Annotated in this window: 16 protein-coding genes; 8 read left to right on the top strand and 8 right to left on the bottom strand. The window is 53.1% G+C overall.

Annotated features, from left to right (window positions below; translation table 11 throughout):
- Positions 1-4: 4 nt before the first annotated feature.
- Entirely contained in the window at positions 5-1,015 is a 1,011-nt protein-coding gene (locus tag HRQ87_RS01135; protein ID WP_174134514.1) for a YcjF family protein, read from the bottom strand.
- The gene (locus HRQ87_RS01130; RefSeq protein WP_425501500.1) at positions 1,012-2,430 is read right to left on the bottom strand and encodes a YcjX family GTP-binding protein; all 1,419 of its coding nucleotides are present in this window, start codon (positions 2,428-2,430) and stop codon (positions 1,012-1,014) included. The genes HRQ87_RS01135 and HRQ87_RS01130 overlap by 4 nt, the downstream gene beginning before the upstream one ends.
- 98 nt (positions 2,431-2,528) lie before the next feature.
- Between HRQ87_RS01130 and truA the strand changes: the two genes are divergently transcribed.
- Entirely contained in the window at positions 2,529-3,299 is a 771-nt protein-coding gene (truA, locus tag HRQ87_RS01125; RefSeq protein ID WP_174134512.1) for a tRNA pseudouridine(38-40) synthase TruA, read from the top strand.
- 8 nt (positions 3,300-3,307) lie between these two features.
- On the opposite strand, the gene HRQ87_RS01120 is transcribed toward truA, so the two are convergent.
- Positions 3,308-3,664, bottom strand: coding sequence for a hypothetical protein (locus tag HRQ87_RS01120; RefSeq protein ID WP_174134511.1), 357 nt, complete (start codon positions 3,662-3,664; stop codon positions 3,308-3,310).
- 295 nt (positions 3,665-3,959) lie between these two features.
- On the opposite strand from HRQ87_RS01120, the gene HRQ87_RS01115 reads away from it, so the two are divergent.
- The 6 genes from HRQ87_RS01115 (at position 3,960) to HRQ87_RS01090 (ending at position 11,256) form a co-directional block, all read left to right on the top strand.
- Positions 3,960-5,540: an ABC transporter substrate-binding protein gene (locus tag HRQ87_RS01115; RefSeq protein ID WP_174134510.1), complete on the top strand. Its 1,581-nt coding sequence runs from the start codon at positions 3,960-3,962 to the stop codon at positions 5,538-5,540.
- A gap of 89 nt (positions 5,541-5,629) precedes the next feature.
- Positions 5,630-7,210 (top strand): ABC transporter substrate-binding protein, encoded by a 1,581-nt coding sequence (locus tag HRQ87_RS01110; protein ID WP_174134509.1) that lies wholly within the window; start codon positions 5,630-5,632, stop codon positions 7,208-7,210.
- Positions 7,211-7,327: 117 nt separating this feature from the next.
- Entirely contained in the window at positions 7,328-8,353 is a 1,026-nt protein-coding gene (locus HRQ87_RS01105; protein ID WP_174134508.1) for an ABC transporter permease, read from the top strand.
- Between the two features lies 1 nt (position 8,354).
- Positions 8,355-9,317, top strand: coding sequence for an ABC transporter permease (locus tag HRQ87_RS01100; RefSeq protein ID WP_174134507.1), 963 nt, complete (start codon positions 8,355-8,357; stop codon positions 9,315-9,317).
- On the top strand, positions 9,317-10,294 hold the full coding sequence (locus HRQ87_RS01095) for an ABC transporter ATP-binding protein (RefSeq protein ID WP_174134506.1): 978 nt from the start codon (positions 9,317-9,319) through the stop codon (positions 10,292-10,294). The genes HRQ87_RS01100 and HRQ87_RS01095 overlap by 1 nt, the downstream gene beginning before the upstream one ends.
- Entirely contained in the window at positions 10,291-11,256 is a 966-nt protein-coding gene (locus tag HRQ87_RS01090; protein ID WP_174134505.1) for an ABC transporter ATP-binding protein, read from the top strand. The genes HRQ87_RS01095 and HRQ87_RS01090 overlap by 4 nt, the downstream gene beginning before the upstream one ends.
- A gap of 71 nt (positions 11,257-11,327) precedes the next feature.
- On the opposite strand, the gene HRQ87_RS01085 is transcribed toward HRQ87_RS01090, so the two are convergent.
- Positions 11,328-11,921, bottom strand: a complete 594-nt coding sequence (locus HRQ87_RS01085) for a transglycosylase SLT domain-containing protein (RefSeq protein WP_174134504.1) — start codon at positions 11,919-11,921, stop codon at positions 11,328-11,330.
- Positions 11,922-11,997: 76 nt separating this feature from the next.
- Positions 11,998-12,879, bottom strand: coding sequence for an AEC family transporter (locus HRQ87_RS01080; protein ID WP_174134503.1), 882 nt, complete (start codon positions 12,877-12,879; stop codon positions 11,998-12,000).
- 82 nt (positions 12,880-12,961) lie between these two features.
- On the opposite strand from HRQ87_RS01080, the gene hspQ reads away from it, so the two are divergent.
- Positions 12,962-13,288 (top strand): heat shock protein HspQ, encoded by a 327-nt coding sequence (gene hspQ / locus HRQ87_RS01075; RefSeq protein WP_174134502.1) that lies wholly within the window; start codon positions 12,962-12,964, stop codon positions 13,286-13,288.
- Positions 13,289-13,292: 4 nt separating this feature from the next.
- On the opposite strand, the gene HRQ87_RS01070 is transcribed toward hspQ, so the two are convergent.
- The 3 genes from HRQ87_RS01070 to HRQ87_RS01060 all read right to left on the bottom strand — a co-directional run bounded on the left by HRQ87_RS01070 (position 13,293) and on the right by HRQ87_RS01060 (position 16,035).
- Positions 13,293-14,864, bottom strand: coding sequence for a gamma-glutamyltransferase family protein (locus HRQ87_RS01070; protein ID WP_174134501.1), 1,572 nt, complete (start codon positions 14,862-14,864; stop codon positions 13,293-13,295).
- 359 nt (positions 14,865-15,223) lie between these two features.
- Positions 15,224-15,661 carry an ATP-binding protein gene (locus HRQ87_RS01065; protein ID WP_174134500.1) on the bottom strand — a complete coding sequence of 146 codons (438 nt, stop codon included), beginning with the start codon at positions 15,659-15,661 and terminating at the stop codon, positions 15,224-15,226.
- A gap of 35 nt (positions 15,662-15,696) precedes the next feature.
- Positions 15,697-16,035, bottom strand: a complete 339-nt coding sequence (locus tag HRQ87_RS01060; RefSeq protein WP_174134499.1) for an STAS domain-containing protein — start codon at positions 16,033-16,035, stop codon at positions 15,697-15,699.
- Positions 16,036-16,093 lie beyond the last annotated feature (58 nt).

Genomic DNA, 16,093 nt, shown 5'->3' with positions numbered 1-16,093 from the left:
GATGTTACTCCTTGTTTGCTGACCCGAATAATCCGGTCAGGCTGCGTTTCACGATGCCGCTGACAGAGGGGCGTTTGCGGGTGTGGAAAGGAAGAGGGCGGCAGACCTCGATGGCGGCGACGCCGACGCGGGCGGTCAGGGCGCCGTTGATCAGACCTTCGCCAAAGCGGCGCGAGATTTTGGACAAAACGCCGCCGCCGGCCACGGATCCGATCATGTCGTCACCCACGGCCACGGCCCCGGTTGCGACCAGATGGGTCAGCACGGCGCGTGTCAGTCGCCAACTGCCAAGCGTGCCTGCGCGGCCGCCGTACACTTCGGCGATGCGGCGGATCATGCGCAGGTTGGCGGTCAGCGCTGTAAAGACATCGGCCAGCGCCAAGGGCACCAATGCTGTAACCATCGCAACCTGACGTGCGGCGGCTTCGACCTGTTGGGTGGCGGCGGTATCCAGCGGGGTCAGCAATTCGTTTTCGGCCAACCCAAGCAAGCCGTCAGCGTCGAACATATCGCCCTGGCGTTCGGTCAGTTTTTCGCGGCCCCATTGGGTATCTTCGCGCGATTTATAAAGCGTCTCCAGTTGCTTGATCACATGTCGTGCGCCGTCCAGATCGTTGGCGGCCAGTGCGGCTTCGGCGGCTTTGTGCACACGGTCCAACCGCCCCAGTCGGGAAAATGCCGCCAATTCGCGCAGGGCGATGATGGTCAGGATCAGGATGAACAAGCCCGTCAGGCCAAGGGCGGCCATGCCCAAAATCGGGTTACGATCCAGCAATCCGGTGATGAAATCCCACGCGGCCAGCGATAGGATAAAGGTAAACAGCGCACCCAGCACGGACCAGAACCATTTGCCCAAACGCGATGGTTCGCGCGCTGCTAATGCGGCCATGGTTTGCATCGCCTGACCTGTGGGTGTGGGCATTTGTACATCGGGGACGGGTGGCACGGTTGACGGTGTCTTGTCGCTGGTTTCCTCCAATTCGATCAAAACCGGTCCTGTGGATTTTTGGGTCATCTCAGGCGATCTCCGATCAGGAATTCGGCAGCTTTGTCCAGACGGATATGGGGGGGACCTTCGCCCGGTTTCAAGGTCAGCGGCGCAGGCGCAAAATTCATGATCTGATAATCGGCATCCAGCCACGCGTCCGCCCCATCGCGTGCCGGGGCCAGCAAATGCGCAGGGTCTTCGGGCAATTCACCTGGGTAAAAAGCCGCCTGTTTCCCGCCATCCAGCAAGGTGCCGCGCACGCAATCCAGTACGTTGCCCTTGTGATCAACGGTTTCTTCGACTGTTGCGCGCAAGGCGGCGATGGACATGGCGGCGGTCTTGGCACCAGCGAAATTCGCACGGTCGCTTGCGTCACGGATCAGCGCCTGCATGATCGCGGTCAGGCGCGGGTGCTGGCGGTGATGCAAATGATCGGCTTTAGTGGCCGCGAACAGAATGCGTTCGACGCGTTTGCCGCGAAACAGGCTGGTTAACCAGGCATTCCGCCCGGGTCGAAATGCGCCCAGAATATCAGCCATCGCAAGGCGCATGTCTTCGACCGCTTGCGGACCTTTGTGGATCGCGCCCAAGGCGTCAACCAGTACGACCTGTCGGTCAATCTTGGCGAAATGATCGCGAAAAAACGGTTTCACGATGCGCGATTTATAGGCCTCATAGCGGCGTTCCATTTCGCGCCACAGGCTTTTGCGGGGCGGGCTGTCGGATTGTGACAGCGGTGCGAATGTCAGCGCAGGTGAACCCTCTAGTTCGCCCGGCAGCAAAAACCGCCCCGGTGTGCAGTCATAAAACCCAGCCACCCGCGCGGCTTTCAGATAACGTGTGAACGCTTGGGCTAAAGCCTGTGCTGTGGGTTCATCCAGCTTAGCGCTGGCATCTGTTTGGGTTTCAAGTTGCAGAAAATCTGCCGCCACATCGCGGTTGGTGATCCGCGCCAGAACGTCATCCGACCAGTCGGCATAGGATTTATCCAACAACGCCAGATCCAGCAGCCATTCGCCCGGATAATCAACGATATCCAGATGAACGGTTTGTGGTCCAGTCACAGCCCCCATCAGACCACGCGATTGCACCTTAAGCGACAGGCGCAGCTGGCTGACCGTACGGGTGCTGTCGGGCCATGTGGGCAAGGGCGATGTCAGAGCGCCCAGATGGGATTCATATTCAAATCTGGGGACCGTATCATCGGGTTGCGGTTGCAAATAAGCCGTCTGGATATTGCCATGGGCGGCCGCCACCAATTGTGGCATGCGCCCCCGGTTCATCAGGTTAGCGACCAGCGATGTGATGAACACCGTCTTGCCCGCCCGTGACAAACCGGTGACGCCCAGACGGATCGACGCGGGCTGAAAAGGAGCGGTTACTGTGTCGGTCACAGTCTCAACGCTGCGTATCAAACCATCTGCAATATCAGAAATAATCAAACCCATGCCCCTTGATCCCGCAGGCACAAGATAGGCGGGGTGTTGGGGAATGCCTAGTGGCGATTGCATAATTACATTTGGCGCGCTAGTGGCAGGGAATGCCCCGTTTTGCGTTGAAAATCGAATATCACGGTGCGCCGTTTGCTGGGTGGCAGCGTCAGAAAGATGTGCCATCCGTGCAAGGCGCGGTCGAGGATGCTTTGTGCAAGCTGGAATCCGGCCCCCATACGATTGCTGCTGCCGGGCGCACGGATGCGGGGGTGCATGCCACGGCACAGGTGGCCCATGTGGATCTGACGCGGGATTGGGACCCGTTTCGATTGTCTGAGGCGCTGAATTACCATCTGAAACCGTTGCCTGTTGCGATTTTGCAGGCAGAACGCGTGTCTGATGACTGGCACGCCCGGTTTTCTGCAGTGGAACGGCGATACCTGTTTCGCCTGATCAGCCGCCGTGCGCCGGTAACCCATGATAGCGGTCTGGTCTGGCAGGTGGGTCATCCACTGGATCTGGCCGCAATGCAGGCAGGTGCGCAGCATCTTTTGGGGCAGCATGATTTCACCACTTTTCGGTCGTCGATCTGTCAGGCCGAAAGCCCCATCAAAACGCTAAACGCGCTGGATATTGAAATGCGTGATATTCCCCACGGTCAGGAGTTCTGCTTTCACGTCCGCGCCCGTAGCTTTCTTCACAATCAGGTCCGCAGCTTTGTCGGCACGCTGGCACGTGTCGGCGCAGGGGGCTGGCAGCCCGATGATGTCAAAACTGCACTTGATGCCAAATCCCGCCCCGCCTGCGGCCCGGTCTGCCCACCACAAGGACTGTACCTTGCGGGGGTGGGGTACGGGGATGATCCGTTTTCGGTATGATGCACGGCCTAAATAGGTGTATCCAAAAACGGTTCTGCGACTGTCTGAACATCATCTTCATAAATGATATATCCGATCCGGCCAGTACGCAGTAATTCGATCTGGTATCCATTTTCTTTCAATAAAGCGACCAGCTCAAAGGCTTTCCCAAGCGCTTCGTTTGCATCTGCCCTGAACCAGCTTAGCCCTTTAGCATCACGCCGATAATACCCTTTGGATTTCGATTTATTGAACCGCTTTGGTATAGCTACATTTTTGCGAAACCAATCAAGTAAGGCTTCTAGCTGATCATGCTGTGCCTGATCTAAAATAGGCGCATTACGCAGTTCATAAGCCGCACAAAAGAAGCCAGATCTGGCATTCATGCCGTCAACTTTGGTGAATTGAACAAATCTTAAATATGTCAAATCGAATTACTCTATCTGTGCATTCAACTTTAGTAGCAAAATCAATGAAATCCACAAAGCAATTCATTGTTCTCTCAATACTCTCACCGAAGGCACATGAGCGTCCTTTAGAAGGCGAGACAGCAAGACCAGCGCACTATGCGCTATATTTAGGGAAAAATATACGTTACCCAACGTCATATACCACATGATGTGTCTTGTGTTTTTCCGCCGATCATCAATGATCACCACATCCAAAGGGGAGTTATAAATCATGAAAAAAACCACCGCCTTTCTTGCGGCCAGCCTGTTGATGACGACAGCGCTTGCCACCAGTGCGGAAACGATCCGCTGGGCTCGTGCGGGTGACAGCCTGACATTGGACCCACATGCCCAAAACGAAGGGCCGACACATACTGTGGCCCACCAGATCTATGAACCGCTGTTGATCCGTGACACCACCGGCGCTTTTGAGGCCGCTTTAGCCACCGATTGGGCACCCAGTGCCGATGATCCCAATGTCTGGATTTTCAATCTGCGTGAAGGTGTGACATTCCACGACGGTGCCGAGTTCGACAGCGAAGACGTTGTGTTTTCGATCAATCGCGCCAAGTCTGAAGAATCAGATATGAAAGAGCTGATCAACTCGATCGTCGAAGTGCGTGCGCCTTCGAAATATGTGGTTGAGATTGTGACAGACGGCCCCAATCCGATTATGCCGAACAACCTTACAAACCTGTTCATGATGGACAAAACATGGGCCGAGGCCAATGATACAGTCGGCGTTCAGGATTTCGAAGGTGGTGGTACATCTTTTGCCACGACCAATGCGAATGGCACCGGCCCTTTCCGGGTTGTCAGCCGCGAGCCTGATGTTGAAACCGTTCTTGCCCAGAACGAAAATTACTGGGGCATGGATCAGTTTCCGATGGATGTAACTGAAATCATCTATACGCCCATTCAAAATCCGGCCACACGTGTCGCAGCGCTGCTGTCTGGCGAAGTTGATTTTATTCAGGACGTTCCTGTTCAAGATCTTAATCGCGTGGCTGAAACCGACGGTCTTGATATTCGCACAGCCCCGCAAAACCGCGTGATTTTCTTTGGTATGAACACCGGTGCGGATGATCTTGAGCGTGACAATGTTGACGGCAAGAACCCCTTGGCTGATCAGCGTGTGCGCCAGGCGATGAAAATCGCGATCAACCGTGATGCGATCAAACAGGTGATCATGCGCGGTCAATCACAGCCTGCGGGTGTTATCATGCCTCCGTTCGTGAATGGCTGGACGGCTGAGCTGGACGCAGTGCCTGCGACCGACGTTGCGGCTGCCAAAGCGTTGATGACCGAGGCTGGTTATGAAGACGGATTCAGCATTCAGCTGGATTGCCCGAATGACCGCTATATCAACGACGAAGGCATCTGCCAGGCGACTGTTGGTATGTTGGCACAGATCGGCATCACGGTTAATCTGGATGCCAAGCCCAAAGCACAGCACTTTCCACTGATCACAAACGGTCAGACAGATTTCTATATGCTGGGCTGGGGCGTTCCGACGTATGACAGTGAATATATATTCAACTTCCTGGTGCACACACGCGGCGAAGATCGTGGATCCTGGAACGGTACAGGGTATTCCAACGCTGATATCGATGCAAAGATCCAAAGTCTGGCGTCTGAAACTGATCTGGATGCGCGCGATGCCACGATTGCGGAAATCTGGGAAACAGTTCAGGCTGAAACGCTGTATCTGCCGGTTCACCACCAGGTTCTGAACTGGGGTGTAAAAAGCAACGTCGGTATCGATGTTGATCCGGAAGATCAGCCCAAGTTCAAGTATTTCACAGTCAATTGATGTGACGCGGACCGCAAGTCGGTCCACGCTTGAAAATACCCCCGGCGTTTGTTTGGCGCCGGGGGTCAGCAATTTACGGGGGATTATCCATGTTTCGCACACTACTTGCCGCAACGACGGCTTTGACGTTGATTGGGTCGGCCCAAGCCGAAACATTTCGTTGGGCATCGACCACGGATCCGCAAACGATGGACCCTCATGCCGTGAATTCAGCCCCCGTTCTGGGATTTCTGAATAATGTTTATGAAGGCCTTGTCCGACGTGATCGGGATATGGTCATTGAACCCGCGCTTGCCGTTGAATGGCGGTCTTTTCCGGTGGAAAGCCAAAGCGCAGAACACGGATGGCGCTTTGTGCTGCGTCAGGGTGTGACTTTTCACGACGGCAGTGCTTTTACGGCCGAAGATGTGCTGTTTTCTTATGAACGTGCATCCAGCGAGGATGCCGATACCGCCAGTTGGTTCGGATCTGTCACAGATGTGGAAATCAAGGACGACTATACGATTGATTTCATCACCAACGGCCCCAATCCAATTTTTCCTGACAGCATCGCCAACTGGATGATCATGGACAGCGACTGGGCTGCTGCCAATGGTACTGAACGCCCGTCGCGGGATACTGAAAACTTTGCGACGATCAACACCAATGGCACCGGTGCGTTTCGTGTAACCGAACGGTCACCAGGGATTGAAACGGTGCTTGAGCCCTTTGATAATTGGTGGGGCGAGCCGGAACATAATATTACCCGCGCTGTATTCAGCCCGATTCCCAATTCTGCCACTGCGGTTGCAGCCCTGTTGTCCGGTGAGGTCGAGATGATCAATCCGATCCCGGTTCAGGATGCTGAACGTGCCGCCGCGCGCGATGGCGTGAAAGTCATCCAAGGGATCGAAGCACGTGTGATCATGCTGGGCTTTCCGCATGATCATGAGGCGCTGAAGTTCGGCGATAATGCGGGCGACCCGAATCCTTTTGCCGATCTGCGCGTGCGTCAGGCTGTGGCCCATGCTGTCAATGTTCCAGCGATCTTGCAGATCGTGATGCGTGGCACGGCCGAACCCGCCAGTCAGTTGGTCAGCCCTGCGATGCGCGGCTATTCCGAAGCCAATGCTGCACGTCCCGAATTCAACCCCGACCGTGCCAAGGAATTGCTGGCCGAAGCAGGGTACCCGGATGGATTTTCCTTTGGCCTGAAATGCCCCAATGACCGGTATCTGAATGATGCATCTGTCTGTCAAGCGATTGTCGGTATGTTGGCCCGCGTCGGTATTACAGCTGAACTGAATGCGATGCCGGTGCGTAATTACTGGCCAGAGTTGCGCGCAGATAACTTTGATATGTATCTGCTTGGCTGGTCGCCCGGTACCTTTGATGCTGAACATCCCATTCGTTTTCTGGCTGCCACACCGAACACTGAAAAGAAGCTGGGCAGCTGGAATTTTGGCGGATATTCCAATGCGCGTGTGGATGAGTTATTGCCCATGATCCAGACCGAACTGGACGAAGCAAAGCGCCAGCAAATGCTGGATGAAACCGCGACCATTTTGAATGATGATGTCGCCTATGTGCCGATGTATGTGCAGCCGCTTTTGTGGGGCGTGACCGAAAATGTTACGCTGACGCAGCGGCCCGACAATTTCTTTATCCTGCGGTGGGTTACTGTAAATTGAGTGTTTTCCCCAACCTTACAGCCACAGGTGATGAAAATTTGATCAAATTGAACCTGTTGCCAAAAGGTTGGGCAATACGCCCTTGACCGCAGCACAATAGACGTGAAAAACACCTGAATGCTCGCCTATACAATCAAACGAATTTTGCAGTCCATCGTCGTCCTTCTGGTCGTGGGTCTGGTCGCCTTTTCCATGTTTCAATATGTGGGCGATCCTGTTGACAACATGTTGGGTCAGGAACGCACGCAAGCTGACATCGAACGGGTACGAGCGCAGCTTGGGCTGGATCAGCCGTTTCCAGTGCAATATTGGAAATTTATCAGTAACGCGGCCCAGGGTGATTTTGGGATCAGCTATCGTCAGAAGCGTCCGGTGATGGATATTTTGCGCAGTTCTGCCCCCGCAACGCTGGAACTTGCATTTGTATCGGGACTGTTCGCCCTGATTATCGGGATCACCTTGGGCGTAATAACGGCCATCAGACAAAACGGGTTCGGGTCGGGTATCATTATGACGTTATCGCTGATCGGGGTATCATTACCAACCTTCTTGATCGGTATTCTGCTGGCGCATCTTTTCGCCGTAGAGCTAGGGATCTTGCCGTCCAAAGGGCGCGGTGAAACTGTAATAATCGGTGGATGGGTGTGGTCGGTTTTCGGGACGCAAATTCAATTTCCCAGTTGGCGAACGGGCTTTTTGACCGAAAGTGGGCTTAGGGCGTTGATTTTGCCATCAATCACGCTTGGCCTTTATCAGATGACGCTGATCATGCGGTTGGTCCGGTCCGAAATGCTTGAAGTTCTGCGCCAGGATTACATCCGTTTTGCCCGCGCCCGTGGCTTGCGCGAACGGGCGGTGAATTTCCGCCATGCCTTGAAAAATACGATGGTGCCGGTGATCACGATTGCGGGTCTGCAACTGGGGTCAATCATTGCGTTTGCGATCATCACTGAAACCGTTTTCGCATGGCCCGGCATCGGCAATCAGTTCATTCTGGCGATCCGTGCGGTCGATATTCCGATGATGGCGGCATATCTGATGCTGGTATCGGTGATGTTCGTGATCATCAATCTGATCGTCGATCTTCTTTACTTTGCCATCGATCCGCGACTTCGCGTTGACCGCACGGCAGGGGGGCACTGATATGGCCGATACCGGATTGGACAAAAGCCTGGTGCCTGCACACAGATACCCAGGTCGTTTGGCCCGTATGTGGGACAGTGATTTCGTTTTTAATTTCCGCAAATCGCCCATCGCGATTGTGGCTGCTGTCGTCACGCTGGTTTTGATCCTAAGTGCGATTTTCGCGCCTTGGATCGCCCCGCATGAACCGTTTAACCCCGCCACTTGGGATATTATGAGCGGGAATTCACGTCCCATGGTGCCCAATGAATTCACCGGCAAGGTCTTTTTGATGGGCACCGATGAACAGGGGCGCGATATCTTTTCGACCATTCTGTATGGCATGCGGATATCATTGTTCATTGGATTTTCAGCCGTCATCTTCGCCATGATTTTGGGTATAACGCTTGGTTTGCTGGCGGGCTATGTCGGCGGTTGGACGGAAACCATCATCATGCGGATGGCCGACATTCAATTGACGCTGCCGTCGATCTTGGTGGCCATGCTGATCTTTGGGGTCGCCAAAACGCTGATTCCGTTTGAATATCAGGACAGGGTCACGATGTGGGTTCTGATCCTGGCGATCGGGCTTTCAGATTGGGTGCAATTCGCGCGCGTTGTGCGGGGTACGACATTGGTTGAAAAGAACAAGGAATATGTACAGGCCGCCCGTTTGATCGGGCGTGGCCCCGGCGCGATTATGCTGTATCACATCCTACCCAATGTGCTGAACCCGGTCCTTGTGATCGCCACGATTTCATTGGCATTGGCCATTATTGCCGAAGCGACCCTTAGCTTTCTGGGTGTCGGCATGTCGCCCACACAACCGTCGCTTGGAACTCTGATCAGTCAGGGTCAGCAGTATCTATTGTCTGGCGATTGGTGGATTTTGGTCTTCCCTGCTGCCACCCTTTTGGCACTGGCGTTATCGGTCAACCTGCTTGGTGACTGGTTGCGCGACGCTTTAAACCCGAGACTGCGTTAATGGCTGAAACAGTTCTTTCGATCCACGATCTTGTCGTGGAAATCCCGACACGCCGTGCTGTGCTGCGCCCTGTTGATAACGTCAGCTATGATATCAAAGCAGGTGAAATTCTGGGTGTTGTCGGTGAATCCGGTGCAGGTAAATCTATGGCCGGAAATGCGGTGATCGGGCTGTTGAACCGCCCCGCGCACATCAAAAGTGGCCAGGTTTTATTGAACGGCACGCGCATTGATAACCTGCCTGATGAAAAAATGCGCAAAATCCGGGGCAAAGATATCGGGATGGTGTTTCAGGATCCGCTGACCTCGCTTAATCCGCTTTTACGGATCGGGGATCAATTGACCGAAACGATGTTGGCCCATCTGGATATCACCAAATCCGAGGCCGAAGATCGCGCCGTTGCGGCCCTTGAGGAAGTGGGCATTCCGGCGGCTGCCGAACGTATTAATTCCTATCCACATGAATTTTCTGGCGGGATGCGACAACGCGTCGTGATCGCATTGGCGCTGTGCGCTGAACCGTCGTTGATCATCGCAGATGAACCCACGACGGCGCTGGATGTGTCGGTGCAGGCGCAGATTATCGCGTTGTTGAAACGGCTTTGTCGTCAACGCGGCACGGCGGTGATGTTGATCACCCATGATATGGGCGTCATTGCCGAAGCCTGTGATCGTGTGGCTGTCATGTATGCGGGCCGGTTGGCTGAAATCGGAACGGTGCGTGATGTGCTGACCGAACCCAAACACCCCTATACCGAAGGGCTTATGGCATCGACCCCGCTGGCGTCGAAGGGGCAAAAGCGCCTGCGTCAAATCCCGGGATCCATGCCGCGTCTTGGGGCATTGCCCACCGGATGTGCGTTTCATCCGAGGTGTCCAAAGGCGCAGGATGCCTGCCGAATGGACCCGGCCCCAACACTGGAAAACGGCGCGGCGTGCTGGTTTCCGATTGATACTGACCAGAAGGTTTCCGCATGAACGCGCTGATCTCGATCTCGCATCTGACTCGTATTTTTGATGTGTCGAAACCCTGGCTGAACCGGGTGATTGAACGGCGGCCTAAGGCGCTTTTGACAGCTGTGTCTGACATCAGTTTTGAAGTCGAAGAAAAGACAACCTATGCGCTGGTGGGCGAAAGCGGATCGGGCAAATCGACGATCGGCAAGATGGTCGTGGGGCTTTTGAAACCAACCCGGGGCGATGTGACCATCGGTGGTGTGGATCTGCTGCGCGAGACGGACCGTGCCAAAGTCGAAACGGCCCGCAGTGATATCCAGATGATTTTTCAGGACCCCTATGCCAGCCTGAACCCGCGCTGGCGGGTGCGCAGTATCATCAATGAACCTGTTGCGGCACGCGGTGGCGATACCAAAGGTCTGGCCGAAAAATTACTGGAACAGGTGGGATTGTCATCGGAAGATGCCAGCAAGTTCCCCCATGAGTTTTCGGGCGGTCAACGGCAGCGTATCTGTATCGCGCGCGCTTTGGCATCTGAACCCAAGCTGATCGTCTGTGATGAACCCACATCGGCGCTGGACGTGTCTGTTCAGGCGCAGGTTCTGAATTTGATGAGCGATCTGAAAGACGAATTTGGTCTGACCTATCTGTTCATCAGCCACGATCTGACCGTTGTTCAGCATATGGCCGATAAGATCGGTGTTCTATATCTGGGCCGGTTGGTCGAAGAGGCCACGCCCAAGGATCTGTTTGACGATCCCAAGCACCCTTATACCCAGATGTTGCTGGCCGCAGCCCCCAAGATGGATGGGTTTGGTCGCGAGGTCGACCCACCGCAAGGTGAAATTCCTGATCCAATTAACCCACCGTCGGGCTGTGCGTTTCACCCAAGGTGCCCCTTGGCTGTTGATCGCTGCAAGCAAGAACACCCAGAAATGCGCCACCTGCGAAATGCGCGTGTGGCATGTCATTTGGCTGAATAATCTGACCGCTCATCAATCCCTGACGGGCTTTCTTCGCGAGAAAAGCCGCAAGGATTGACGAGCAATGGGTGCTAAATCCGTCCGCAGCTTTGCAATTGCAGTTGATAAAATAACGCGCGCGATCCGACCTCATTAGCGATACGCACCAGCCAGGCTTTGCTGTTATAGCTTCCACGTGCATACCCTGTGTGCCCTTCGTGATAGGCTAAATACTGATTGCGGGCATCGTTTAGCGCAATCCCGTTCCGTTCGCGGGTGATGTTCATATACCAGCCCATAAAGTCTGTGGCATCTTCAATATTATCGCGCTTGGCACGCCCACGACCCTGTTCATCCTGATATTCTTTCCAGGTCGCATCCAGCGCTTGTGAATAGCCATATGCTGAACTTTGGCGACCCATCGGGATCACGCCAAGCGTGTACTGAAGTGGCGTTCGTGCGTTGCCGATAAATTTGCTTTCCTGATAAATCGTGGCCATCTGCACATGAACGGGTACACCCCATTTGCGTTCGGCCCGCTTCATCGCACTGAAATAGTTTGGGCGCTGGTCCGCGATACTGCATGCATCATCCAAATTACGCGGGGCGGAATAATTATCGCTTCCACCGCCACCACATCCGGATACTGCCAGCATCACAGCCAATGCGCGAAAAGTCCTGCTCATCTGCCTCTCGCTTTCGTTATTTTTTTCTTACAATAACCCAAAGCATCCGATTTCGAAAAGCCTATTCCTGCAGATTTTACATCAAAAAGATCAAAAGTACGGGAATTGTGATGATCGACAACAATGTCGAGATGACAACCAGCCCGGCTACGGCATCTGCATCGGCCCCGTATTTTTCGGCTAGAAGATAGGATGTGACGGCCACGGGTGTCGATACTTGCAAGACAAGAACGGCCAATGCGATCTGATCCAGTTCAAACCAGATACCAACACCCCAGGCGGCGGCCGCGCATATACCAGCCTTTATAACAGACAACCAGACGGCGCGGCCCAAACGCCCCGGATGCAATCGCGCGACTGCCACGCCCAGTGTGATCAGCATGATGGGAATTGCGATCTGGCCGATCAGATCCAATGTGTTTGTCAAAAATCGCGGTGTTTCCCAGCCCTGCCACAAAAAGATGGCCCCCAGAACGGTCGCGCCGACCATTGGTTCTTTTACAACCTTGATGACAGACCCGCCGCCCGACACCATCCAAACCCCAAAAGTAAAAGAATAAATCGCCATGACAGCAAAAACGACAACCGCATAGCCAAGGCCGACGTCGCCAAAAGCAAATAAAGCCAAAGGCAGACCCAGATTGCCGGTATTGCCCATAATCAATGGTGCCAAATAGGTGCGACGATCTAATTTAGCCAACAAAACCAAGACGAAACACAGCACAGTTACCAAAACATATGCAGCGATCGAGGCAAGCGATAACGCCGTTAACGCCTGCGGCGCAATGTCTGTTTGCATCAATGACACGAAAATCAGACAAGGGACTGAGAGTGTCATGGCCAGCCGGGTCACGAATTGAACCCGGTACTCAAACCCCATTTTGACCCAGATGAATCCAACCGCTGCCAATAGAAAAACCGGGGCGGTTACCTCAAGTACTGTAAGGACAATGTTCACAAACTGTTTCCGCTTGGTTACTGGCTGAAATATGGACTTTACGGTCACTTAGGTCTAGGTACGATAGAGAAAGTTATAAAATATGCTGCAGACACGTGCCAAATATCACCTTGGACAGATTGTCCGTCACCGCAAACATCCGTTTCGCGGCGTGATTTTTGATGTGGATCCGGAATTTTCGAACACGGATGAATGGTATGATGCCATTCCCGAGGAAAGCAGACCGCTTAAGGATCAGCCGTTTTACCATCTTTTGGCTGAAAATGATCAAAGCTATTATGTGGCTTATGTGTCTGAACAAAATCTGGTTGCGGACAAATCTGGCGAACCTGTGTCGCATCCTGATTTGCCGGATTTGTTTGGTCCGTTCGAAGACGGGTCCTATCCGCTGCATTTCCAGCTGAACTAGGGGCTTAATAGCCCAAAGCGCAGCCATCTTTGCGGGCGTCTGATGCACCTTCTAGCACACCATCTTCGCGGATAAGTATCGCCTGAGCACCGCCAATTGCGACCTCTGGGATGCTGACATTGTGGCCCATATCGGCAAGTTGCTGTCTGACTTCGGGTGCGTATCCACGTTCGACTTTCATGTCACCTGCGTCGGAAAAGCTGCGTGGGGCGTCGATAGCAGTTTGCAAATCCATGTTGAAATCGGTCAGGTTCGACACGAACCGCGCATGGCCATTGGGTTGATAAGCGCCGCCCATAACACCAAAAGGCATGATGGTTTTGTCGTTTTGCCGCAAAATTCCCGGAATGATCGTATGCATCGGGCGCTTGCCACCGCCGGCCTCATTCGGGTGATTTTTTTCCAATGTAAATCCAGCGCCGCGATTTTGGAACAGGATGCCATATTTATTTGATGCAAGGCCCGCCCCAAAACTGTGGAAGATCGAATAAATCAGCGAAACGGACATGCGATCTTTATCGACAACCGTGATATAGACTGTGTCTTTATGCACAGCCTCTGACAGCGCGTTTGCCGATGGCATGGCGCGTTTTGTGTCGATCAAGCCTGCCAGTGCTTTGGCGGTTTCCGATGACAACATATGATCCAGCTTTTCTGTTGGATCCGCGATAAAGCGATTGCGCGCGTCATAGGCCAGTTTTGATGCTTCGGCCTCAATATGTGCGCGCATTGCGCCATCGGGGGCCATGTCTGCAATATCGAAATGCGACAGGATATTTGCCAATAAAATCGCAGTGGCACCCTGTCCGTTCGGTGGATGTTCGACCAGTTCGAATTTTCCATAGTGGCCGCTGATCGGGTCGGTATACTGACAAGAGGTTTGGTCAAAATCGTCCAGCGTATGCGCGCCGCCCATGGCCTGAAGCGATGTGACCATATCTTCGGCAATTTCGCCCTGATAAAATCCATTACGACCTTCGGCTGCGATTTTACGCAGAACGTCGGCTTGCATGGGTGAACGAAATATTTGTCCAATTTTTGGTGCTTTGCCGTTCAACAAATAGCTGTCGCGTGCAGTACCTTTCAGCGCGTCTTGGGCAATGGCCCAGTCAAATGCGACGCGGGGTGCGACGGGCACGCCTGCTTCGGCGTAATGAATTGCGGGTGCAAAAACCTGTGCCAGATCCAGCGTGCCCCAGTCTTTGGATAAACGGCAAAACGCATCAATGGCACCGGGAATTGTGACTGCTTCTGGCTGGTTAAGGGGCATTGTCGTAAGCCCTTTCGCACGAAGATCATCCGCATTCAACGCTTGTGGTGCGCGGCCCGAACCATTCAGTGCGATAACGTTGTCTTGTCCGGGCGCGTCCAGCAATACAAAGCAATCGCCCCCGATCCCGGTCATCTGCGGTTCGCAAATACCCAGCAAAACAGCGCCAGCAATTGCTGCATCCACGGCATTTCCGCCTGCTTCCAAAATATCAAGGGCAACCTTGGCTGCCAGCGGGTGCGATGTTGCGCACATTCCGTTGGTTGCAAATGTGGCAGATCGGCCAGGAAGGTGAAAATCTCGCATGTATATGTTCCCCAATTTCAGCGCGATCCTAGATCACAGTGAAAGAATGTCTACCAAATTCAGGGGGATAGTAGTACCTCGACGTCGCGCACTGGGTGGGGGCTGTAAAACACGACGCCGAGGGAAGCCATTTGCAGCTACCTGCACTTTCTCACATTGTTTTCGGGCAGGTGTTGGGGCGGACTAAGGCAATAATGCGACACAAGCCTTTTCATAAAGCCAATTGGTTCGAAATGTGTTCTTTGTATATGTTTTGGAAACAGAAGGATGTTCTTTCCGTAGCGGAACTAATCTAAATCTGGTCACCATGGGAAATAGAATCACAAAATGTGCACTTATTTTGATTTTTGGGCGCTGTTTTAATTTGCAAACAAATGTTTACCGACAAAAAGGCGAAAACTAAGATGGTTTTTGTTATTTTCCCGCCGATATGTCAGTTCTTTTGTCAGATCATGGATCATGAACCAACCGAATCCACCTTCGGGTAGATCATCGGTTGCCACATCAAGGGATGACAATTCGGGAATGGGTGGTTTGCCATCCGGCATAGGGACGCCTTCATCATAAATATCAAATTCAATGCCGTTTGAGACTTTACCAAATTGAAGTTCAATCCACCCTTCTTCAACGGCATAAGCATGTTCAACAATATTGTTAAGCACTTCCGCTAATACGATTTCAACCGTCGAGGTTTCTTCGGCGCTATCAAGATATGGGATTACTTTTGCCTTAAGGTTTTCCAGTGCATGCCGCACCGCCATGGTTTCACCGGGAAAATGTAAACGTTCAGTCTGCATGACTTAACCTGTTGATCATGTGAATGTGTCGAATGCTAAGCGGCTTTTGAAGCCAGTGCTTCTTCAACACTCAGATGAATTGCAAAAACGCTGTTCATGCGGGTTAGTCTGAAAACCTTGTCGACGGTTGGTGTCAGGCCAGACAGTTCAAGTAACTGACCCGTTTTCAAAAGCTTCATCACGGCAACAATTGCACCCAAACCGGACGAATCGACAAAATCCACGTTCGACATATCCAGAATAACCCGATCTGGGCCTTCTTTGGTTTCGTCGCGCATACTGTCCTTGAACTTGATTGCAACTGCTGCATCAATGCGGGTATCAACCACGGTCACGACAATCGCATTGTCTTTCACTGTCGATGTTAGGTGCATCACTCAATCTCCATCCGATCTTTGGGTGACGCTAAAGGGCAATAGTTACCATTCGGTA

Origin of the sequence: Parasulfitobacter algicola (assembly GCF_013315265.1) — a bacterium.
GTDB classification, from domain to species: Bacteria; Pseudomonadota; Alphaproteobacteria; order Rhodobacterales; family Rhodobacteraceae; genus Parasulfitobacter; species Parasulfitobacter algicola.
This window is presented reverse-complemented; position numbering and strand designations above follow the sequence as displayed.